The organism is Pseudomonas sp. S2_H01, assembly GCF_054668305.1.
This window is the reverse complement of sequence record NZ_CP162756.1, coordinates 247,705-268,989: the sequence shown is the minus strand read 5'-3', so window position 1 is coordinate 268,989 and position 21,285 is coordinate 247,705. Positions and strand designations below refer to the sequence as shown.

The window sequence follows — 21,285 nt, the reverse complement described above, 5'->3', positions numbered from 1 at the left end:
ATACGCAAGGGGTTAGGGGTATGAAGAAGTCGTCAGCACAGGGTTCCGAAGATCCGATTCTGCAGTGGGTCACCTTCCGCCTGGACAACGAAACGTACGGCATCAACGTGATGCAGGTTCAGGAAGTGCTGCGCTACACCGAGATCGCGCCAGTGCCGGGTGCGCCAAGCTACGTGCTGGGCATCATCAACCTGCGTGGCAATGTGGTCACCGTGATCGACACCCGCCAGCGCTTCGGCCTGTCGCCGGTTGAAGTCAGCGACAACACGCGTATTGTGATCATCGAGGCCGATAAGCAAGTGGTCGGGATCCTGGTCGACAGCGTCGCTGAAGTGGTTTACCTGCGTCAGTCGGAAGTCGAAACCGCGCCGAACGTGGGCAACGACGAATCCGCGAAATTCATCCAGGGCGTCTGCAACAAGAACGGCGAGCTGCTGATCCTCGTGGAGCTGGACAAAATGATGTCCGAGGAAGAGTGGTCCGAGCTGGAGAACATCTGATTGATTCTTGAGGTTGCGGTCATTTTTCTGGCGGTGTTGTGGGTCGCGACGGTTGCGATGTTCATGGCCCACACCAAGCGCCTACGTACACTGGCCACGCAGCAGGTCGAAGCCGACTCGCTGCGTGATCAGCGCATCCGCGAACTGGCCCGGCGCCTGGAGAACTACCAGGGCGGTACGGTGAAGATGGGCGAAGATCTGCACGAACTGCGCTCCATCGTCGCGCCGCTGCCGGACAAGATCACCGCGCTCGAACAGCGCGACCCTTCCACCCTGTCGTTTGCCCAGGCCGCACGCCTGGTCAGCATGGGCGCCAGCGTCGACGAACTCACCCAGTCCTGCGGTCTGACCCAGGCCGAGGCGCAGTTGATGAGCAAGTTGCACGGGAATAATTGATAGCGGGGTTGTTGGTTCTGCCGTTGTTGGGCACGGTGTGTATATCCGTTTCTTCGGTAACGGATGCCACTGCGCATCGCCTGCGTTCGGCCTGCACCCACGTGGCGTTCTTCGGCGCCTGACATTTCTCGCAACAAGATCAAAAGCCAACGCCTATCCAGGCTTCGCCCCGGACGTGTAGGAGCAGTCGGAGGTTACGACGGCCGCGAAAGCGGTGGATCAGATACAACGCCTTCGCATCGGGATAGCACCTATCAACGCGGCGTAATATCCCGCTCAACCGGCTGCGGATCCTGATCAAACCCCACCGGAAACTTGCCCTTCAGGTGCCAGGCAAACGCGATGATTTCGGCGATGGTCAGGTACAGCTCTTTGGGAATGCTGTCGCCCAGTTCCAGGCGCGCGAGCATTTTCACCAGTTCGGCGTTTTCGTAGATCGGGACGTTGTACTCGCGGGCGATGGCCAGGATCGCTTCGGCCAAGGCGTCGTCGCCCTTGGCCGTGAGGGTAGGGGCTTGCTGGCCGTCGTAGCTCAGGGCAATCGCCTGCCGCGGATTCTGGTCGGTGTTCATCAGGCGTTCTCGTCGATCCAACGTTGTTCCAGCACCGTGCGCGGCCCATGGGTCGGTGTACCACGGTTGCACTCCAGTTCCTTGACGTTCAGGCCGACCGCCACCAGACGGGCGCGCAGGTTGTCCAGCTCGCCGGAAATCAACGCCGCGCTGCCCTCGCGTTCCGCCCACAGCTGACTGGACAGGTTGCCCGCGATGAGCTGTGCCTGCACCTGCAACGGGCCCAGCGGTTCCAGATCGAAGGCCAGTTCGACGCGCCAGAGCTTTTCCTTTTCCCTGACGTCCTGTGCCGCCGTCTCAGGCGCGTCTTCACGCTCCGGGGTGTCTTCGCGCTGAACCCTGACCTGCAGCGGCACAATGTCGTGGGCGTTGCGCATGGGGATTTCCAGCTGCCAGGTCGTGACCTGAGTGCCATCGGCGTTGGTGCGGGTCTGTTCCAGTCCGCCCAGCTGATGGCTTTGCAGGCGCGAAATAGCGCCTGCAGCCAGTTTGAGCAGGGTTTCCAGATCGTCCTTGCTGTCCGGGCTGCCCAGCGTGCGTGCCGGTAATGGAAAGTTGATCGGCACGTTCGGCGCAGCGACCAGTCCCAGCGTGCCCAGGGCATTGCGAATCACGCTGGGCATCGCCCGGGCGAGGGTATTGGCGGCCGCGGCGCCGTCGTAACTGACGTTGCCCGGCAAACCCGGAAGGATTTGGGCAATGACCCGCAGCAGATTCGCTTTGAGGTCTGGCACCAGGGTCGGGTTTTCCCCTGCCAGCAGGCGCGACTCCATGAACAGGCCACTGGCGTTCAGCGCCTGCGCCACACCTTTGGCGGTGGTCAGTTGTTGCACATCCGGCAGGTCTGCGAGCAACTGGTCAATGCTGCTGCGCAAAGACGGTGGCAGATTGTCCTGGCTGTTCGTTGCGGCAGGCGGCAGGTTTTGCAGGGCGGTCAGCAGGCTCTGCAACGAGCCTTGCCGGCTTTGTTGGGTCGACAGTTGCTGGGCCAGCGCCAGCTCGTCCAGTCGATTGGGCATGGCGATGAAGTTCAGCGCCTGGCTGTTCTGAACCTGCGCGCTGAGCAAACTGCCCACGCGCAAAGGCTGTGGGCTATCAACGGTCAGGCTGCTGCCCGCCAGCGCGGTATTCAGCAGCATGACAATGGAGCGGTAGTTCGCGGTCGGCGTTGCGGTGCTGCCTGCGGGTTGCCCTGCCAGTTGCGCGACGTTCTGGGCCATGACTTGCGTTGTCAGCACCTTGCCTTGCAGCAGCGTGCCCGCAGGCAGTTGGCGGGTGTCGATGCTGGTCAGGCTGTTGGCGATCGCTTTCTGCAGATCCTGCACGCTGATCGTCAGGGTATCGGCCGAACCCTGGGCAACGTTGACGTTGGTGCCGGGCGTCAGCGGAAGGGTGCTGCTGACGGGCAGGGTGGTTTGCTGGCCATTGTTCATGGTCAGTTTGAGCAGCAGCTGAAAATCCTGGCCAAGTTGCTTGAGGCTGACCACTTCGGCGTTCGCGACCTGACCGGAATTCAGCAGGCCCGCGCGTGGCTCCATGAGCTTGAGCACTTCGCCCGGCGGAACGCCTGCGCGTAACAAGGCGGTGGCCGCCGCTACTGGAGAAAGATTGGGTATGTCGCCTGTCATCAGATCCCGACTCGGTAAAGGTGCGCTCTGGGCCGCCAGTCCTGGAAGCTATCGCCGTGTCAGCCTGCGCACGGCAACAGCGCCTATCTATGTATAATCCTGCGCCGACGTCATCGGCGGGCTACCGTTAAGCTGCATCAGTATAACGGCCGTCACAACGTTGACTTGAACCGCCGTGCACACCTGCTATCCGAAAAGAAGGTCCCCATGTCGATCCCTGTTCTTGAAGCCGTGTCGCTTGCTTGCGAGCGTGACTGGCGCCTGCTGTTCGAGAAGCTCGACCTGCGGCTGGCGGCGGGTGACATGGTGCAGATCAGCGGCCCGAACGGCAGCGGCAAGACCAGCTTGTTGCGCCTGTTGAGCGGCTTGATGCAGCCCACGGCCGGCGATGTATTGCTCGACGGTAAACCTCTGTCGCAGCATCGCAGCGAACTCGCCCGCAACCTGTTGTGGATCGGCCATGCCGCCGGTATCAAGGAACTGTTGACCCCGGTTGAAAACCTCACCTGGCTGTGCGCCTTGCACCACACTGTCGAATCCGATGCCATCTGGCACGCCCTTGACGCGGTTGGACTGCGCGGTTTCGAAGATGTCCCGTGCCATACGTTATCGGCTGGACAGAAACGCCGTGTCGCGTTGGCCCGCCTGTATTTGCCAGGGCCGGCGCTGTGGATGCTCGATGAGCCCTTTACCGCGCTGGACAAACAAGGCGTGGCGCAACTTGAAGCGCATCTGGCCGATCACTGCGAAAACGGCGGCACCGTGGTGCTGACCACCCACCACACGCTGAGCCGCACACCGGCCGGTTACCGCGATCTGGACCTGGGGCAGTGGGCCGTATGAGTCATGTGTTCACCTTGCTGATCGCCCGCGAAACCCGCCTGCTGTTTCGCCGTCCTGCCGAACTGCTCAACCCGTTGGTGTTCTTCGCGATCGTCATCGCGTTGTTTCCCCTGGCCGTTGGGCCAGAAGCGCAATTGTTGCAGACCCTGTCACCGGGGCTGGTCTGGGTGGCCGCCTTGTTGTCGGTGCTGTTGTCGCTGGATGGCCTGTTTCGCAGCGACTTTGAAGATGGTTCACTTGAACAGTGGGTGCTTTCGTCGCACCCTCTGTCTTTGCTGGTGCTGGCCAAGGTCCTGGCGCACTGGATGTTCTCCGGTCTGGCGCTGGTGCTGCTGGCACCGCTGCTGGCACTGATGCTGGGACTGCCGACCGCGTGCCTGCCGGTGCTGCTGTTATCGCTGTTGCTGGGCACGCCGGTTCTGAGCCTGCTGGGGGCGGTGGGTGCCGCGTTGACGGTGGGCCTCAAGCGCGGCGGTTTGCTGCTGGCGTTATTGATTCTGCCGCTGTACATCCCGGTGTTGATTCTGGGCAGCGGCGCGTTGCAGGCTGCACTTCAGGGCATGCCTGCGACCGGCTATCTGCTTTGGCTTGGCAGCCTGACCGCACTGGCTATAACCCTGACACCTTTTGCAATTGCCGCTGGCCTGAAAATCAGCGTTGGCGAATAATCAGGTTCTGACCGATCGGACAAGTTTTAATCTTCAGAACCACAGGACGCTTCACTCAATAGAAGCGCCAGAACAGAACCAGACTATGAAAAGCACCGTGATGAAAAGGCAGCGTGATGAACACAAGCGCCAAGGCTAAAGGCGGTATCAGTTGGGCCTGGTTCCACAAACTGGGCTCGCCGAAATGGTTCTACGGCATCAGCGGCCGCCTGCTGCCATGGCTGAGCATTGCCGCCGCGTTGCTGATCGGCATCGGCGTGGTCTGGGGCCTGGCGTTCGCGCCGCCGGATTACCAGCAAGGCAACAGCTTTCGCATCATTTATATCCACGTGCCGTCCGCGATGCTCGCGCAATCCTGCTACGTGATGCTGGCCGTGTGTGGCGTGGTCGGTCTGGTGTGGAAGATGAAGATGGCCGATGTCGCGCTGCAGTGCGCCGCGCCCATCGGCGCCTGGATGACGGCCTTGGCGCTGGTCACCGGCGCCATCTGGGGGAAACCGACCTGGGGTTCGTGGTGGGTCTGGGATGCCCGACTGACCTCCATGCTGATTCTGCTGTTCCTGTACTTCGGTCTGATTGCGCTGGGCAACGCGATCAGTAATCGTGACAGCGCCGCCAAGGCCTGCGCGGTGCTCGCGATCGTGGGCGTGATCAACATCCCGATCATCAAGTACTCCGTGGAGTGGTGGAACACCCTGCATCAGGGGGCGACCTTCAGCCTGACCGAAAAACCGGCGATGCCGGCTGAGATGTGGCTGCCGCTGCTGTTCACCGTGCTGGGGTTTTATTGCTTCTTTGGTGCAGTGCTGCTGGCGCGGATGCGTCTGGAAGTGCTCAAGCGCGAGTCCCGCGCCACCTGGGTCAAGGAAGAAGTCTTGAAGCGCCTCGGGCAATCCCCTCGACAAGGAGCCGGGCAGTGAGTTTTGAATCGTTCGGCGATTTTCTCGCCATGGGCAAACACGGGCTGTTCGTCTGGACCGCCTATGGCATCTGCTTCACCGTACTGGCGATCAACGTCGCGTCACCGCTGTTGGCGCGTCGGCGTTACCTGCAACAAGAGGCGCGCCGTTTGCGCCGGGAGAGCAACACGTGAATCCGCTGAGAAAAAAGCGACTGTTGATCATCGTGGCGATTCTCGCCGGGGTCGGCATCGCCGTGACGCTGGCGCTCAGCGCCCTGCAAGAGAACATCAACCTGTTCTACACCCCGACCCAGATTGCCACTGGCGAAGCGCCCCATGACACCCGCATTCGCGCCGGTGGCATGGTCGAAAAGGGCTCGCTGCAACGCTCCGCCGATTCGCTGGACGTGACCTTCGTCGTGACCGATTTCAACAAGTCGGTGACCATTACCTACCGCGGCATCCTCCCGGACCTGTTCCGCGAAGGGCAGGGCATCGTTGCGTTGGGCAAGCTCAATGCCGACGGCGTGGTCGTCGCCGATGAAGTGCTTGCCAAACACGATGAAAAATACATGCCGCCTGAGGTCACCAAGGCCTTGAAGGACAGCGGCCAGTCAGCACCCGGCGCGGCGGCCCAGCCAGGCGCTCTCCCGGAAAAGCAGGGGTAAACCATGATTCCCGAACTCGGCCATCTGGCCATGATCCTGGCGTTGTGCTTTGCCGTCGTGCAGGCCATCGTCCCGTTGTTCGGCGCCTGGCGCGGTGATCGGCTGTGGATGGGCCTCGCCCAGCCAGCGGCCTGGGGCCAGTTCGCCTTCCTGCTGTTTTCGTTCGGGTGCCTCACCTACTCGTTCATGGTCGACGACTTTTCGGTGACCTACATCGCCGAGAACTCCAACAGCGCCTTGCCGTGGTACTACAAGTTCAGCGCCGTCTGGGGCGCGCACGAAGGGTCGTTGCTGCTCTGGGCCTTGATCCTGGGCGGCTGGACCTTCGCGGTGTCAGTGTTCTCGCGTCAATTGCCGCAAGTCATGCTGGCGCGGGTGCTGGCGGTCATGGGCATGATCAGCGTCGGCTTCCTGCTGTTCCTGATCCTCACCTCCAACCCGTTCAGCCGTCTTCTGCCACAGATCCCGCAGGACGGTCGCGACCTCAACCCGTTGCTGCAGGACATCGGCCTGATCGTTCACCCGCCGATGCTGTACATGGGGTACGTGGGCTTCTCGGTCGCCTTCGCCTTCGCCATCGCGGCCTTGCTCGGTGGACGTCTCGATGCGGCATGGGCACGCTGGTCGCGCCCCTGGACCATCGTCGCCTGGGCGTTCCTGGGCATTGGCATTACGTTGGGCTCGTGGTGGGCGTATTACGAGCTGGGCTGGGGCGGCTGGTGGTTCTGGGACCCGGTGGAAAACGCCTCGTTCATGCCCTGGCTGGTCGGCACGGCGCTGATTCACTCGCTGGCCGTGACGGAAAAACGCGGCGTGTTCAAAAGCTGGACCGTGCTGCTGGCCATCGCCGCCTTTTCGTTAAGCCTGCTGGGGACGTTCCTCGTGCGTTCCGGCGTGCTGACATCGGTCCACGCCTTTGCGTCCGATCCTGCACGCGGCGTGTTCATCCTGATCTTTCTGTTGATGGTCGTCGGCGGCTCGTTGACGCTGTTCGCCATCCGCGCGCCGGTGGTGAAAAGCCACGTGGGTTTCGGTCTCTGGTCGCGGGAAACCTTGCTGCTGGGCAATAACCTGGTGTTGGTGGTCGCAGCGTCGATGATCCTGCTTGGCACGCTTTATCCGCTGGCACTGGATGCATTGAGCGGGGCGAAGATGTCGGTCGGCCCGCCGTACTTCAACGCGCTGTTCGTGCCGCTGATGGGGCTGCTCATGGCGGTAATGGCCGTGGGCGTGCTGGTACGCTGGAAAGACACGCCGATCAAGTGGTTGCTGAGCATGCTCGCGCCGGTGCTGATCGGCAGTGCGGTATTGGCGGTGATCGCCGGTTTTGCCATGGCCGATTTCCACTGGGCGGTGCTCGCCACCTGCCTGCTCGCCGCCTGGGTGCTGCTGGCCGGGGTGCGTGATCTGCTGGACAAGACCCGCCACAAAGGTTTGCTCAAGGGCATGCGCTCCCTGACCCGCAGTTATTGGGGCATGCAAGTCGCACACATAGGCATCGCGGTGGTTGCACTGGGCGTGGTGCTGTCGAGCCAGAACAGCGCCGAACGCGACCTGCGTCTGGCCCCTGGCGAGTCGGTCGAACTGGGCGGCTATATGTTCGTGTTCGATGGCGCCAAACACGTTCAAGGCCCCAACTTCACCTCCGACAAAGGCACCATTCGTGTGCTGGAAAAAGGTAAGGAAGTCACCGTGCTTCACCCGGAAAAACGCTTGTACACCGTTCAGCGCTCGATGATGACCGAGGCCGGTATCGACGCCGGTTTCACCCGCGATCTGTACGTTGCGCTGGGCGAGCCGCTGGACAATGGCGCGTGGGCCGTGCGCGTTCACGTCAAACCTTTCGTGCGCTGGATCTGGTTCGGTGGCTTGATCACCGCGCTGGGCGGATTGCTGGCAGCGCTGGACAAGCGCTATCGGGTCAAGGTCAGAGCGAAAGTGCGTGATGCACTGGGGTTGTCGGGGGCGGCGGTATGAAGCGTTGGGTGTTATTGATTCCGCTGGTGCTGTTTCTGGGCATGGCAGTGTTTCTCTACAGAGGCCTCTATCTGGACCCGTCGGAGCTGCCGTCGGCGCTGATCGACAAGCCATTCCCGGCGTTTTCCCTGCCGGCCGTGCAGGATGGCAAACCGCTGACGCGGGAGAACCTGCTGGGCAAGCCGGCGCTGGTCAACGTGTGGGGCACGTGGTGCATCGCCTGCCGGGTCGAGCACCCGGTGCTGACCAAACTGGCCCAGCAAGGCGTGGTGATCTACGGCGTCAATTACAAGGACGTCAACGCCGACGCCTTGAAGTGGCTCAAGGACTTTCACGACCCGTATCAACTGAACATCAACGATGAGGCCGGCAGCCTGGGCCTTAATCTTGGGGTGTACGGTGCGCCGGAAACCTTCCTGATCGACCGCAAGGGCATCATCCGTTACAAGCATGTGGGCGTGATCGATGAGACGGTCTGGCGGGAAAAACTCGCCGGTCTGTATCAAGGGCTGGTCGACGAGGACAAGCAATGAGGCCTCTTGAAGATGCAGTGACAGCGCGGGCCTCTTCGCGAGCGAGCTCGCTCCCACAGGTTGGGCGGCGCTTGTTTGCGATGGTTTTGCTGATGCTGGCAAGTGCGAGCATTGCTCAAGCCGCCATCGACGCCTACACCTTCAAAGACGAAGCCGAACGCGCCCGTTACACCGAGTTGACGCGTGAACTGCGTTGCCCGAAATGCCAGAACCAGGACATCGCCGATTCCAACGCGCCCATTGCTGCTGACCTGCGTAAAGAGATCTATCGCATGCTTGGCGAAGGCCAGAGTAATCAGCAGATCATCGACTTCATGGTCGACCGTTACGGCGAGTTCGTACGTTACAAGCCTGAGCTGAACGCGCACACCTGGCTGCTGTGGTTCGGTCCTGCCGGGCTGTTGTTGGGCGGTGTGCTGCTGATTGGCGTGATCGTTGTGCGTCGTCGCGGCCAGCGCAGTGAAGACGCCGATGTGCTTTCCGACGAGGAGCGTCAGCGCCTCGCCCACCTGTTGGATAAAAACCACGAATGATCGATTTCTGGCTAGCGGCCGGCCTGCTGTTGCTGGTGGCCCTGAGTTTTCTGCTGATTCCCCTGGTGCGCGGCCGTCGCGCTCAAAGCGAAGAAGATCGCACCGCCCTTAACGTCGCCTTGTATCAGGAACGTCTGGCCGAACTGCAAGCACAGCAGGCTGAAGGGGTCTTGTCGCCCGCGCAACTGGACAGCGGTCGGGCTGAAGCCGCCCGTGAGTTGCTGGCCGACACCGAAGGCGCCGCGCCCGAGCGTGTCTCGCGCCTGGGCAAGCCGCTGCCGTTGCTGGTCGCGGTGCTGGTGCCCGTGCTGGGGCTGGGGCTGTACCTGCATTTTGGTGCGAGCGACAAGGTCGAGCTGTCACGTGAGTTCGCGCAGCCTCCGGGCTCGCTGGCGCAAATGACCAATCGTCTGGAGCGTGCGGTCAAGGCCCAGCCGGATTCGGCCGAGAGCATTTACTTCCTTGCCCGTACGTACATGGCGCAAGACCGGCCGGCCGACGCGGCGAGCATGTTCGAGCGCGCGGTGGGGCTGGCAGGGCGTCAACCCGAGTTGCTTGGGCAGTGGGCACAGTCCCTGTACTTCGCCAGCAACAAAACCTGGACGCCTCAGGTTCAGGCGCTGTCCGACGAGGCGTTGAAGCTTGATCCCAAAGAAGTCACCAGCCTGGGTCTGAAGGGCATCAATGCCTTCGAAGGGCAGCGGTATCAGGAGGCGGTGGATTACTGGAAGCGCCTGCTGGCTGTGCTGCCGCCCAACGATCCCTCGCGTTCGGCGCTGGAAGGTGGCATTGCGCGCGCCAGTGACAAGTTGGTGCAGAACGGCGGCACCGTAGAGGACACGCCACCGGTCGCCGCTCAAGGTGCGCGGCTCAAGGTTCACGTCACGCTGTCCGATGCGCTCAGAGGCAAGGTGGAGCCGGGCGACACGGTCTTCATCTTCGCCCGCGCCGTGTCCGGTCCGCCTGCGCCGTTGGCAGTCAAGCGCGTGACCGTGGCTGACCTGCCGGTGGACGTTGAACTGACGGATGCTGACGCGATGATGCCGCAGCTGAAACTGTCGAACTTTCCGGAAGTCCAACTCGTTGCCCGGGTATCCCGTGCAGGCCAGCCCACCGCCGGTGAGTGGATCGGTCGCAGTCAACCGTTGCCCAGTAACGTGACTGCCCGACAGGCCTTGACCATTGACAGCCCCGATCAGTAACCCTGATCCGTAGAGAGCCTTCGCTTATGTATCGCGTCGCACGATTTGCCTTGTTGAGTGTGGTGGTGGCGCTGAGCGCCGCGTGTGCGGTCCAGCGCCCTGGCCCACAGAGTTCAGAGCCGATTCCGACCATCCCGGGGCCGTCACCGACGCCTCAGCCGGGAACCCCGCGCACGACGCCACAGACGCCGCCGTCAATGCCGATTCCTTCGGGCCCCAAAACCTCCGCTCACTTCGCGCCACCGCCAGGCGGCAACAGCCATTGGGATGCCCGGCTGGGCGTGCATGTGCTGGATAACGTGCCGAACACCTTTTACCGTCAGCGCACGTACTACCGCTGGAACAACGGCTGGACGTGGTCCACCTCCCCAAGCGGCCCTTGGCAGGAGACCGATTCCAGCGGCGTGCCACCGGGGTTGAGTAAGCAATTCGGGAATTGAAGAGCGTCTGGCTGATGCCAGACGTGTCTTGCTGGTTTACGTGTAAGAGCAGTTGATCGTTCCCACGCTCCGCGTGGTCACGCGTTGATTGACGCTCTGCGTCAAAGAAAAACGGACGCAGAGCATGGGAACGATCAATCCCCATGCGGTACAAGGCCTTGCGCGAAGTGTGGACAGATGAGATTTCCAGTGGGAGACGTCGGAGGTTACGACGGCAGCGAACTCGGTGGGTCAGTGAAATGAATGTGTGCTAACCACCGCATTCCCGGCCGTCGTAACCTCCGACTGCTACAGGTTGATTTGTCGTTTCCGTGTTCTGCGGCGCCATAAAGATCGCATGGTTCGGGGGCATGCAGCTTTCGAAAGAGGCTACAGAAGCTTCAGTAACTTCCTACGCATTATCGGTTTACATAGAAGGCTTTCTGTAGAAATATCCTCGGCTGTCTGAATAATATGCGGCGGTCGAGGATATGACGGTTGAAGGATTTTTGATGAGGGCCTGGCTAGGACTTGCGTTGCTGGTATTTACCAGTGTCGCGCTAGCGAGCGATCAATGTGCTTACAAGCCACCAACGTTCGAAGCATTGCCCTACAAAGAGGGTGATTACCTGCCGGTATATTTTTCAAAGTTTCAATTGAGTTTACCTTCCAAACCAGTCGCTTTTTTGAGTACGAATGGCTTTATCGCTGTCTACCCTGATAAAAAAAATGTGGGTATGAGCCACATCGGCACGCGTGAGATGGAAGGAACTCTGGAAAGGCTGGTGCCTGAACTGACCAAGGTGTCTGAATATTATCGCCTTATCTACGGAGCTCCAACTTCGATACGCTCATGGGACAGCCAAGAACTTAAGTTGCAGCGAACGCTCGCAGAGTTGGATTGCACCTCAAAAGTTAAGTTTTTTAGGATTAATGACGTAGAGGTTATCTTTCACAGGGCGGAGGATAAAGGGGGTTTTCATAGAATAATTGTCATGGACGGCGATAGCGTAGAGTTGATCACGGTCTTTGGAGCTGATGACATGGCGTTACAGATTGTAAGTAGCATAAAACGGAGATTATAGATGCTGTTAATGGATCATTCTGATGAGCGCGTTCTAAAAGAAGTATTGGTGAAATGGTATGGTCCGCAGGCAAGAACTTGGGATATTAATGAGTCAGTAGTGAAGGTTCTGATGGAGATGCTGGAAAAAATGCATCGTTGTACCTCCATTATGCATTTTGTTCCAATGCCGACGACATTTGGCAGCCAAATAGGGCAACTGACCAAAGCTTATTTGAAGAAAGTTATCGGAATCCTGAATGACCACACAGATGTCTATTTGACGTGTTCAAGAAGTATTATTTTGGGGTATCGAACCAAAATGCAGGAAGCGTCGTTAGGATTGTGATCGTGGATACCTCGTTTTTGATCGTTCCCACGCTCCGCGTGGTCACGCGTTGATTGACGCTCTGCGTCAAAGAAAGACGGACGCAGAGCATGGGAATAATCAATCCCCATGCGGTACAAGGCCTTGCGCGATGTGTGGGCAGATGAGATTTCCAGTGGGAGACGTCGGAGGTTACGACGGCAGCGAACGCGGTGGGTCAGTGAAATGAATGTGTGCTGACCCACCGCATTCGTCCGAGTGCGGCCCAGACCCTCGTAACCTCCGACTGCTCCCACAGGGTGTCTGGCGTTTCTATGCGATCCATAAAGGCCCGTGACTACGAAAAAAAACGGCGACCTCTTCAGGTCGCCGTTTTGCATCCAACCCAGGCTTACTTGGCCGGGTAGATGTCGTCGAACACGCCACCGTCGTTGAAGTGGGTCTTCTGGACGGTGCGCCAGTCGCCGAAGGTTTTCTCGACGTTGAGGAAGTCGACTTTCGGGAAGCGGTCGGTGTATTTCGCCAGGATTGCCGGGTCACGCGGACGCAGGTAGTTGTTGGCGGCGATTTCCTGGCCTTCTGGCGACCACAGGTACTTCAGGTAGTCCTCGGCCAGGGCGCGGGTGCCTTTTTTGTCGACGACCTTGTCGACCACGCTTACCGGCGGCTCGGCCTCTGCGGAAACGCTCGGGTACACCACTTCGAACTGATCGCGGCCGAATTCGCGGGCGATCATTTCCGCTTCGTTCTCGAAGGTCACCAGCACGTCGCCGATGTGGTTGGTCATGAACGTGGTGGTGGCGCCGCGACCGCCGGTGTCCAGCACGGGCACGTGGCTGAACAGCTGGCCGACGAATGTCTTCGCGGCCGCTTCATCTCCGCCGTTTTTCAGGGTATATCCCCAGGCCGAGAGGTAGGTGTAGCGGCCGTTACCCGAGGTTTTCGGGTTCGGTACAACCACTTCAACGCCATCCTTGATCAGGTCCGGCCAGTCTTTCAGGGCTTTTGGGTTGCCTTTACGCACGATGAACACGGTGGCCGAGGTGAATGGCGCGCTGTTGTTCGGCAGGCGGGTGACCCAGTTGTCCGGCACCAGTTTGCCGTTGTCTGCCAGCGCGTTGATGTCAGTGGCCATGTTCATGGTGATCACGTCAGCCGGCAGGCCATCGATGACCGAACGCGCCTGCTTGCTCGAACCGCCGAAGGACATCGTCAGGGTCACGTCTTCCTTGTGCTCGGCTTGCCAGTGCTTCCGGAAGGCGGCGTTGTAGTCCTTGTAGAAGTCGCGCATCACGTCATAAGAGACGTTGAGCAATTCGGGCGCGGCGTGGGCGGCACTGCCAAACGCCAGTCCGGCGGCCAGCAGGGAAGCGGAGAAGAGTTGTTTCACTGCAAATTCCTTTGTCGTGTCAGAAAGTTATTCTTATATAAAAAGCGATGGCTAATCGCCGCGACTATAACGAAAACGGGCAGTCGGCCCTAGATTAAAAACGTCTGTGCTTATGCCTTGTCCGCAGGCTCTCTGGCTGAAATCGAGTCCACTTTCGGGAACAGCGCGTTCCCGCAACGCGAGCAAAACGCAGCGGCAGGTTCATGGCTGTGTTTGGCGCACACCGGGCAATCGTGCTCAATCTGATCGCCGCGCATGGCATTGGCTAGCTCAGCAGTAAATATCCCCGTGGGCACGGCGATGATTGAGTAACCGGTGATCATCACCAGCGACGACAGTATTTGCCCCACCGGCGTCTTGGGGACGATGTCGCCGAAGCCCACCGTGGTGAGCGTGACAATCGCCCAATAAATACCTTTGGGAATGCTGGTGAAGCCATGCTCCGGCCCTTCGATGACGTACATCAAGGTGCCGAACACGATGACCAGCGTCGACACCGTGACCAGAAAGACGATGATCTTCTGTTTGCTGCCGCGCAGCGCCGCCAGGAGGTAATTGGCCTGTTTCAGATAAGGGCTGAGCTTGAGCACGCGGAAGATTCGCAGCATCCGCACGATACGTACGATCAGCAGGTACTGCGCGTCGCTGTAATAGATCGCGAGGATACCGGGCACGATGGCCAGCAGGTCGATCAGGCCATAGAAGCTGAAGGCATATTTGAGTGGCTTGGGTGAGCAATACAGGCGAAGGATGTACTCGACCAGAAACACGAAGGTGAAACCCCACTCGATGTACGCCAGAACGTCGGCATAACTGCGGTGCACGGCTTCGATGCTGTCGAGCACGACGATCAGCAGACTGCTGAGAATGATCAGCAGCAGGAGTTTGTCGAAGCGTCGACCGGCCTTGGTGTCCGTTTGAAAAACGATGATGCGTAGCTGTTCGCGCCAGCCGGTGTTGCTGTCCATGGGGCATTTCCGAGTGCAAGGTCGGGAGAGCCTGTGACAAACCGCTCAGGAGCGCAACCGCAGATCGTTGGCCGATTGCTTCAACAGCCTGCTGGCGGCCTGAACCAGCCAGCACGCCAGAATGAACGGCGCGGTCAGCGTTGCCAGCCCCAGCCCCGAGAACCCCGGTTGCAGGACAATCGCCAGCACAATCGCAATGCCAGGCAGCCAGGGTTTATAGCGCACATGACTGAACGCCAGCGCCGCCAATGCCGGGTTATAACCGCAGAGCCCCAGCAATGCGAGATTGCTTTCCTGTTGCCACACTGCGAAGGCGACTCCGCTGATGCAGCCCACCGCCGCCCACAACGCGGCGGTACGGTTGGCGATGAGCAAACCGATCCCGATCAGCACGCCTGCCAGTGGGTGATCCAGCAGAAACACCTGACCCAGACCTGCGGGCAATGCCTGAATCAGCGTGGCGTCGGCGGGCGGCGCGTTCGGTAGCGGCGCGGCGAACACCAACAGCACCCAGCTGAACAGCACGAAAGGCGCTGTATACGCCTTGAGGCAGGAGGCACGAGGCGCGCGTTGCAGCCAGGCGTGCATCAGCATCGCGCTGAGCCCGCCACAGGCGATGATCAGCAATGGCAACAGCGGGGACCATTCGAATCGGTAACTGATCAGCAAGCCCAGCAGCACGCCGTTGTAGCTGTAGACGCCGGACTGACGTTCGGGTTTGGCGTAGCCGCGCCGTTGAGCCGTGAGCAAACCTGCCACCGCGCCGAGCAATGCGCCGCCGAGGGAGGAGGGCGCACTGATCAGAATCGCGAGCAGGCAAAACAGACCGCACACGGGATTGCGTTGCAGCAGCACCTGACTGAAGCCGTTAAGCAGGGCTTCGGCCCAGTCGGGGCAATGGGAGGAGGGGGCAGCGTTCAGGGTTTCCATGGATGTATTCAATAATTGTTCTTATTGTATACATAGTGGCTGAGCGCGTTGCCATGAGCAAGTCCCATGCGTGGATGACAGTTTGCTCGCGATGGGCGTGAGCCAGTTTCATCACGGGTGAATGACACACCGCATTCGTCAGCAAGCTAACTCCCACAGGTTTTGTGTTCAGCCAGTGACAGGAGTTGTTTACCCAAACACCGCAAAGCGCGCTCTTGCTTTTGATTTTCATACCGCAGCAGCCCAGACACCGCAAAAACGCGACTTGGGTGCAGGCTGAACGCAGGCGACGCGGAGTGGGTCGAGCGGCATGGATGCCGCGAGAGCGCCGTCAGGACATGGATGTCCGTTCGGCGCGGGCCCACGGAGCGTCGCCGGAGTGAGGGTACGACGACGAAGGAGTCGCCAAACCAGGAGCCAACCCTTGGTTACTTGGGGTCTTTTCAAGTAACCCGCCGAAGGCGGAACAGTTTGGACGTTAGGACAAGCCAAACCATCAGCCTCACCCCAAATAGTGGAAATGCACACCCCACGTTCGCCAGCAAGCCGGCCCGTACGGTTGATACGCTGTTTCCAGTGATGCCCCTATCGCATGCCCCCCGTCAAACCTTGAACTGCCTCAACAACCCGTTCAACTGCTCACTCAAGCCTTTGAGTTGCGCACTGGCCGCGCTGGAATGCTCGGCCGCAACGGCCGTGCTTTGCGACAGCTGCGCCGCCTGCGTGACGTTCTGGTTGATGTCCTCCACAACGTGAGACTGCTGCAGCGTCGCGCTGGCGATCGAGGCATTCAGGCCGTTGAGATTGCGCAATGCCTGGCTGATCGACGTCAGGCTCTGGCCTGCCAGATTGGCCTGCTCGATGGTCAATTGCGACGCGCGGCTGCTGTCGCCGATCACCTTCACGGCAGCGTCGGAGTGACTTTGCAGGCGTTCGATCATTGCCTGGATCTCAGCAGTGGACTTCTGCGTGCGTTGCGCCAGCAAGCGGACTTCGTCGGCCACCACCGCAAACCCTCGGCCCTGATCACCCGCCCGTGCCGCTTCGATCGCAGCGTTCAAAGCCAGCAAGTTGGTCTGCTCGGCGATGGAGCTGATGACTTCCAGTACGCCGCCGATCTGCGTGCTTTCGCTGGACAGCGTACGGATCACTTCCACCGCCTTGTCGATGGTGCCGGACAGGTGATCGATCTGCTTCAGGCTGCTGTCGATATTCGCCTGACCTTGTTGCGCCTGGGACTCGGCATTGCGCATCTCGCTGGCGGCGTGCTCGGCATTTTTCGCCACGTCCTGAACGCCATAGGTCACTTCGTTGACCGCCGTGGCGACCTGTTCCATCTGCAGCGACTGCTGCTGGCTTCGTTCCTGCGCCTGCACGGCGTTGGTGCCCAGGTCGCTGGACGCCTGACCCAGCCCGACGGCCGACAGTTGAAGCTCGCCTACGACCCGGCGCAGTTTTGCGGTGAAGGCGTTGAAATGAGTGGCCAGTTGCGTGATCTCGTCATTGCCCTGTGTTTCCAGGCTACGGGTCAGGTCACTTTCGCCGCTGGCGATATTGGCCATCGCGTCGACGGTGTTCTTCAGTGGGCCCGCAATGCTGCGGCCAATGAGCGTCAGCAGCAGGGCCATGACCAGAATGATGCCGATGCTGATCGACAGCGCCTTGATCACCTGTTGCTGGAACTCGGCCTGCACATCGTCCACATACACGCCGGAGCCGATGATCCAGCCCCATGGCGTGAACAACGAGATGTAGGAAGTTTTTTGAACGGCATCGCTGGCTCCCGGCTTCGGCCAGCGATAGTTGACCATGCCGGCACCCTTGGCCTTGGCCAGCGTGACCATCTCGTTGAAGACCTGAAAACCATCGGGGTCTTTGACGCCCGACAGGTCCTGGCCCACCAGCTTGGGGTTGGCCGGGTGCATGATCATCACCGGGCGCAGATCGTTGATCCAGAAATAGTCGGTCTGGTTGTAGCGCAAGCCGCGAATGGCATCCATCGCCTGCTGCTGGGCCTGTTCTCGGGTCAGCGTTCCGGCGCTTTCCAGGCCATGGTAGTAGTCGAGCAGGCCGCTGGCGGTTTGCACCACATGCATGGTTTTCTGCGCCTTGGCGTCGTAGAGGTCGTCGTGGATCTGTTTGAGCATGGCCACGGCCAGCGTGAACAACATCAAAACAGCGACGATAAGGATCAGCCACAAACGCCGGCTGATCGAGAGATTGCGCATAGTCATAACCGTCACTCCGTTCATTGTTCTTGTTATTACGCCAAACCGTTTCTGAGTCCGGCTTGCGTGAGGGGGAATCTTCCACGCCCGCAGCTGGCAAAAGCGTGCCCGTCATAAAGCATCTCGGCTCCGCAGAGACAAACCTGAGAGCGTTGTAGGGCATTTCTCAACTAGTCGTCGAATAAGTCTGAATCGTCGTAAGTGATGACCAAAAAGTGACGTCAGAATTTTTACAGATATGGCGAAAGGCTTACACGAAGTGGAGATTTTTGCTCTAGGTTGGATCCCATTTCAGAAGTACATTGGATCCATCAACTGCAGCAATGGACCGCTGCAGGATCAGGGACGATCGACCGTTGCCAGGCATTGGCGGCCGACAGGAAGTTGGACGGTCTTGCAAAAACCCGCTTCGGCGGGTTTTTTTATGCTTGCGAAAACGACGCTTCCGTCCCTGCGCGCGGCCTCTGTTACAACCGTTTCGACCAAATGTCATCACTTAATGGAATTTCCAGCGCTTGCGCCGTTCACAGTACGGACGACAACCCGAGTCCAGGACAGGGCCGGCCGGGCAGGCAATGGGAAGAATTATGGTGGACGCAGCGCAAATGGAAGCAAACGGGCAGCAAAAAGGACTCATTCTGGTGGTGGAGGATGAGTCGATCATTCGCGATTTTGTGTGTGAGATTCTGGGGGACGAGGGATTTTCAACCCATGCCCTGGAGAGCGCAGACGAGGCCGCGAAATTTCTCGACGATCACGCCGAGCGAGTGTCGCTGCTGTTGACCGACATTTTGATGCCGGGCACGTTGAACGGTGCTGACCTGGCAAATCTGTCGGGGAACAAATGGCCGCAGATTCCAATTCTCATCATGTCGGGTCACGAGACGCCAGAAAGCTCCGGCGTCCAGCACGCTGTGACCTTTATCCGCAAACCCTGGAGCTTTGGCCAGCTGCTCGACGGTGTCGACAAGGCGCTGCAAGGCGGCAAGGCGCTTTAGGGATCAGCGGTCGGGCTCACAGCCTTTCAGCACAAGACGGATGATGGTCTGGGCGGCGGCTTCATAGTCGGCGTCGTCCAGCTTCGGCTTGCCCGTGACCGTGGAAATCTGCCAATCGAAATCCGCGTACGTCTGGGTCGCCGCCCAGATGCTGAACATCAGGTGGTTAGGGTCGATCGGGGCGATCAAACCGTCGTCGATCCAGCCCTGGATACAGTCGATGTTGTGCTTCGCCTGGCCATTGAGCTGCTCGACCTGCTCGGGCGTCAGGTGCGGCGCGCCGTGCATGATCTCGCTCGCAAACACCTTCGAGGCGAACGGCAGTTCCTGTGAAATACGGATCTTGGAACGTATGTAGCCGCTCAGCACGTCAGCGGGCACACCCTCGCGATTAAAAGGAGTCGATGCCTGCATGATGGGCTCGATGATGCTTTCGAGCACCTCGCGGTAAAGGTTTTCCTTCGACTTGAAGTAGTAATAAACGTTGGGCTTGGGCACACCGGCCTTGGCGGCGATGTCGCTGGTCTTGCTGGCGGCGAAACCCTTGTCGGCGAATTCTTCACTGGCTGCGCGCAGGATCAGTTCTTTGTTGCGCTCGCGGATGCTGCTCATAAAGCTGAATGTCCTTGCCTGCTCGGCGGTGGCGAATGGTAGCACCGGCGTCGCGGCAGGCTCAAGATTGCTGCCGGAGCGGGCCAGCGTCCGCCCGACAGGTTATGCTCGGCACTTAAAATGCACTCCATCGGAACACCTCTGGAACAGGACAACGCACATGGCAGGAAGCAGTTTGCTGGTATTGATCGATGACATCGCGACCGTCCTCGACGACGTTGCGCTGATGACCAAGATGGCGGCCAAGAAAACCGCTGGCGTGCTGGGTGACGATCTCGCCCTCAATGCCCAGCAAGTGTCGGGCGTGCGTGCCGAGCGCGAGTTGCCGGTGGTCTGGGCCGTCGCCAAGGGTTCGTTCGTCAACAAACTCATTCTGGTGCCCGCAGCGTTGGCCATCAGCGCCTTCATTCCTTGGGCCGTCACGCCCCTGTTGATGCTCGGCGGAGCGTACCTGTGTTTCGAAGGTTTCGAAAAACTGGCGCATAAATTCCTGCACAGCCCGCAAGACGATCAAGCGGAGCACGCGCAACTGACCGACGCCGTGGCAAACCCGGCGACCGATCTGGTGGCGTTCGAGAAAGACAAGATCAAGGGCGCGGTGCGCACCGATTTCATTCTTTCGGCGGAAATCATCGCGATCACGCTGGGCACGGTGGCCGAGGCTTCGCTGACGCAGCAGGTCATCGTGCTGTCGGGTATCGCGATCGTCATGACCGTCGGTGTGTATGGCTTGGTGGGCGCCATCGTCAAACTCGATGACGGCGGCCTTTACCTCAGTGAACTGAAAGGCGAGGGCGGACTGCGGCGCATGCAGCGGGCGCTGGGTCGAGGCGTGCTGAGCGCGGCGCCGTACATGATGAAAAGCCTGTCGGTGATTGGTACGGCGGCGATGTTTCTGGTGGGTGGCGGCATCCTGACCCATGGCCTGCCGGTGCTGCATCACGGCATCGAAAGCCTGGCGTCTGCAGCCGGTGCTCTGTCGTTTGCGGTGCCCACGCTGCTCAACGCGGTGGCGGGAATAATTGCCGGTGGTATTGTGTTGGCGGTGGTCATGGGAGCAGGAAAAATCTGGCGCCTTTTCAAGGCCTGAACGGGTATTAGGTGGCGAGGTGTCGGCAGAATGAACAGCCCTTTGTTTTCCAGTGTGGTCGCTTACGCCCAGCATTGTGAGCGGCAGCTGGTGGAGATCCTCCATCGTCGACCGTCGCTCGACCGGCAACAGGTCATGACGTGGGTGGATGAGCAAAGTCATGCGATGAAAGACCGTGATCCTCTGGACCTGTTGCGCTCGCTCAACGCCCGGGTCCGTGCTGGCAAACCGTTGCCGTGGGAGAGCCATCCCTGAGGCCCTCCGTGGGCGCACGCAACGGCGGATTGCCTCAATTGGCAGTGACCTGCCCGTAGGCCTTGGCCAGTTGGCGGTTGTCAACCGTTCCCGCGCTCACCTGCAGCGCCATGAACGAAACCGTGGCCGCTGCACTGGCGGACAGTGCGCGACCCGCCGCGCAATCCACCGTGTGAGGAGGAGTACAATGCCGGTCGGCGTGTCGATAAGCGAAGCCGCTGATTGAGTGTCCAGGATTGAAATCAGGAGAGATCCCATGCATGGAAATGGAATGTCCGGAGACTTGTTGCACCTGTGTGTTTATCTGTTGACCATCGTTGCCTGGTTGTACTTGTGGCTGACGTGTGTGTTCAGCGCAAAAGTGCCGTTCAAACGAAAATTGGGAACCCATGCGTTGCTGATCTTCGCACTGGGCGTGCCCAGTCTGGCGACTGTCATGGTAGGCGGCGCTTTTCTGCTGTTCGGGCTGGAGTACATCCTCTGGAGCCTGATGGTGGTCGGGGTCGGGTTCCCACTGGCCAGCGCCCAGATGGTTCGCGCTCACCGGATCTGACGACCGTGCGTCGCCCTTGAACGCTCACTG

General features: G+C 59.9%; 24 protein-coding genes and 2 pseudogenes. 18 read left to right on the top strand and 8 right to left on the bottom strand.

Going from position 1 to position 21,285, the window contains the following annotated elements; translation table 11 throughout:
* Window positions 1-20 precede the first annotated feature (20 nt).
* Together AB4N84_RS01265 and AB4N84_RS01260 are read left to right on the top strand one after the other, a co-directional pair.
* On the top strand, window positions 21-500 hold the full coding sequence (locus AB4N84_RS01265; RefSeq protein ID WP_074759332.1) for a chemotaxis protein CheW: 480 nt from the start codon (window positions 21-23) through the stop codon (window positions 498-500).
* The gene (locus tag AB4N84_RS01260) at window positions 501-896 is read left to right on the top strand and encodes a DUF2802 domain-containing protein (protein WP_074759331.1); all 396 of its coding nucleotides are present in this window, start codon (window positions 501-503) and stop codon (window positions 894-896) included. It begins immediately after the preceding gene.
* A 254-nt stretch (window positions 897-1,150) separates the two neighbouring features.
* Here AB4N84_RS01260 and AB4N84_RS01255 read toward each other — a convergent pair whose 3' ends face one another.
* Together AB4N84_RS01255 and fliK are read right to left on the bottom strand one after the other, a co-directional pair.
* Complete coding sequence (locus tag AB4N84_RS01255; protein ID WP_460044916.1) at window positions 1,151-1,468, bottom strand: EscU/YscU/HrcU family type III secretion system export apparatus switch protein; 318 nt, start codon at window positions 1,466-1,468, stop codon at window positions 1,151-1,153.
* Window positions 1,468-3,096: a flagellar hook-length control protein FliK gene (gene fliK, locus AB4N84_RS01250; RefSeq protein ID WP_460044915.1), complete on the bottom strand. Its 1,629-nt coding sequence runs from the start codon at window positions 3,094-3,096 to the stop codon at window positions 1,468-1,470. Before fliK ends, AB4N84_RS01255 begins: the two co-directional genes overlap by 1 nt.
* A gap of 207 nt (window positions 3,097-3,303) precedes the next feature.
* Between fliK and ccmA the strand changes: the two genes are divergently transcribed.
* From ccmA to AB4N84_RS01190, 12 genes are all read left to right on the top strand, one after another.
* On the top strand, window positions 3,304-3,939 hold the full coding sequence (ccmA, locus tag AB4N84_RS01245; protein ID WP_460044914.1) for a cytochrome c biogenesis heme-transporting ATPase CcmA: 636 nt from the start codon (window positions 3,304-3,306) through the stop codon (window positions 3,937-3,939).
* Entirely contained in the window at window positions 3,936-4,607 is a 672-nt protein-coding gene (gene ccmB, locus AB4N84_RS01240; protein ID WP_074759327.1) for a heme exporter protein CcmB, read from the top strand. The genes ccmA and ccmB overlap by 4 nt, the downstream gene beginning before the upstream one ends.
* 116 nt (window positions 4,608-4,723) lie before the next feature.
* Window positions 4,724-5,527, top strand: a complete 804-nt coding sequence (locus tag AB4N84_RS01235) for a heme ABC transporter permease (RefSeq protein ID WP_460044913.1) — start codon at window positions 4,724-4,726, stop codon at window positions 5,525-5,527.
* Window positions 5,524-5,700: a heme exporter protein CcmD gene (ccmD, locus tag AB4N84_RS01230; RefSeq protein WP_074759326.1), complete on the top strand. Its 177-nt coding sequence runs from the start codon at window positions 5,524-5,526 to the stop codon at window positions 5,698-5,700. Before AB4N84_RS01235 ends, ccmD begins: the two co-directional genes overlap by 4 nt.
* Window positions 5,697-6,176, top strand: coding sequence for a cytochrome c maturation protein CcmE (gene ccmE / locus AB4N84_RS01225; RefSeq protein ID WP_074759325.1), 480 nt, complete (start codon window positions 5,697-5,699; stop codon window positions 6,174-6,176). The genes ccmD and ccmE overlap by 4 nt, the downstream gene beginning before the upstream one ends.
* Before the next feature lie 3 nt (window positions 6,177-6,179).
* Window positions 6,180-8,153, top strand: coding sequence for a heme lyase CcmF/NrfE family subunit (locus AB4N84_RS01220; protein WP_460044911.1), 1,974 nt, complete (start codon window positions 6,180-6,182; stop codon window positions 8,151-8,153).
* Window positions 8,150-8,686 carry a DsbE family thiol:disulfide interchange protein gene (locus AB4N84_RS01215; protein WP_074759323.1) on the top strand — a complete coding sequence of 179 codons (537 nt, stop codon included), beginning with the start codon at window positions 8,150-8,152 and terminating at the stop codon, window positions 8,684-8,686. The genes AB4N84_RS01220 and AB4N84_RS01215 overlap by 4 nt, the downstream gene beginning before the upstream one ends.
* A gap of 80 nt (window positions 8,687-8,766) precedes the next feature.
* Window positions 8,767-9,219, top strand: coding sequence for a cytochrome c-type biogenesis protein (locus AB4N84_RS01210; protein ID WP_074759343.1), 453 nt, complete (start codon window positions 8,767-8,769; stop codon window positions 9,217-9,219).
* Window positions 9,216-10,421: a c-type cytochrome biogenesis protein CcmI gene (gene ccmI / locus AB4N84_RS01205; RefSeq protein ID WP_074759322.1), complete on the top strand. Its 1,206-nt coding sequence runs from the start codon at window positions 9,216-9,218 to the stop codon at window positions 10,419-10,421. The genes AB4N84_RS01210 and ccmI overlap by 4 nt, the downstream gene beginning before the upstream one ends.
* Before the next feature lie 26 nt (window positions 10,422-10,447).
* Window positions 10,448-10,861 (top strand): hypothetical protein, encoded by a 414-nt coding sequence (locus AB4N84_RS01200; RefSeq protein WP_460044910.1) that lies wholly within the window; start codon window positions 10,448-10,450, stop codon window positions 10,859-10,861.
* A gap of 470 nt (window positions 10,862-11,331) precedes the next feature.
* Window positions 11,332-11,925: a hypothetical protein gene (locus AB4N84_RS01195; RefSeq protein WP_460044908.1), complete on the top strand. Its 594-nt coding sequence runs from the start codon at window positions 11,332-11,334 to the stop codon at window positions 11,923-11,925.
* Window positions 11,926-12,252: a hypothetical protein gene (locus AB4N84_RS01190; RefSeq protein WP_460044907.1), complete on the top strand. Its 327-nt coding sequence runs from the start codon at window positions 11,926-11,928 to the stop codon at window positions 12,250-12,252.
* A 370-nt stretch (window positions 12,253-12,622) separates the two neighbouring features.
* On the opposite strand, the gene AB4N84_RS01185 is transcribed toward AB4N84_RS01190, so the two are convergent.
* The 5 genes and pseudogenes from AB4N84_RS01185 to AB4N84_RS01165 form a co-directional block, all read right to left on the bottom strand.
* On the bottom strand, window positions 12,623-13,621 hold the full coding sequence (locus AB4N84_RS01185) for a sulfate ABC transporter substrate-binding protein (RefSeq protein WP_460044905.1): 999 nt from the start codon (window positions 13,619-13,621) through the stop codon (window positions 12,623-12,625).
* A gap of 110 nt (window positions 13,622-13,731) precedes the next feature.
* Window positions 13,732-14,589, bottom strand: coding sequence for an ion transporter (locus AB4N84_RS01180; RefSeq protein ID WP_460044904.1), 858 nt, complete (start codon window positions 14,587-14,589; stop codon window positions 13,732-13,734).
* A gap of 45 nt (window positions 14,590-14,634) precedes the next feature.
* On the bottom strand, window positions 14,635-15,519 hold the full coding sequence (locus AB4N84_RS01175) for an urea transporter (RefSeq protein WP_460044903.1): 885 nt from the start codon (window positions 15,517-15,519) through the stop codon (window positions 14,635-14,637).
* A 602-nt stretch (window positions 15,520-16,121) separates the two neighbouring features.
* Window positions 16,122-16,709 (bottom strand): annotated as a pseudogene (locus AB4N84_RS01170) (methyl-accepting chemotaxis protein); the annotation flags it as partial.
* A gap of 318 nt (window positions 16,710-17,027) precedes the next feature.
* Window positions 17,028-17,615 (bottom strand): annotated as a pseudogene (locus AB4N84_RS01165) (cache domain-containing protein); the annotation flags it as partial.
* Window positions 17,616-18,334: 719 nt separating this feature from the next.
* Between AB4N84_RS01165 and AB4N84_RS01160 the strand changes: the two are divergent.
* Entirely contained in the window at window positions 18,335-18,745 is a 411-nt protein-coding gene (locus tag AB4N84_RS01160) for a response regulator (RefSeq protein WP_074754450.1), read from the top strand.
* Window positions 18,746-18,748: 3 nt separating this feature from the next.
* Here the strand turns inward: AB4N84_RS01160 and AB4N84_RS01155 are convergent, their stop codons facing one another.
* The gene (locus AB4N84_RS01155) at window positions 18,749-19,357 is read right to left on the bottom strand and encodes a TetR/AcrR family transcriptional regulator (protein ID WP_074754448.1); all 609 of its coding nucleotides are present in this window, start codon (window positions 19,355-19,357) and stop codon (window positions 18,749-18,751) included.
* Between the two features lie 160 nt (window positions 19,358-19,517).
* Here AB4N84_RS01155 and AB4N84_RS01150 point away from each other — a divergent pair, with 160 nt between their 5' ends.
* The 3 genes from AB4N84_RS01150 to AB4N84_RS01140 all read left to right on the top strand — a co-directional run bounded on the left by AB4N84_RS01150 (window position 19,518) and on the right by AB4N84_RS01140 (window position 21,255).
* The gene (locus tag AB4N84_RS01150) at window positions 19,518-20,447 is read left to right on the top strand and encodes a DUF808 domain-containing protein (protein WP_074754446.1); all 930 of its coding nucleotides are present in this window, start codon (window positions 19,518-19,520) and stop codon (window positions 20,445-20,447) included.
* 30 nt (window positions 20,448-20,477) lie between these two features.
* Complete coding sequence (locus AB4N84_RS01145; RefSeq protein WP_074754444.1) at window positions 20,478-20,702, top strand: hypothetical protein; 225 nt, start codon at window positions 20,478-20,480, stop codon at window positions 20,700-20,702.
* A gap of 271 nt (window positions 20,703-20,973) precedes the next feature.
* Window positions 20,974-21,255, top strand: a complete 282-nt coding sequence (locus AB4N84_RS01140) for a hypothetical protein (protein ID WP_074754440.1) — start codon at window positions 20,974-20,976, stop codon at window positions 21,253-21,255.
* Window positions 21,256-21,285 lie beyond the last annotated feature (30 nt).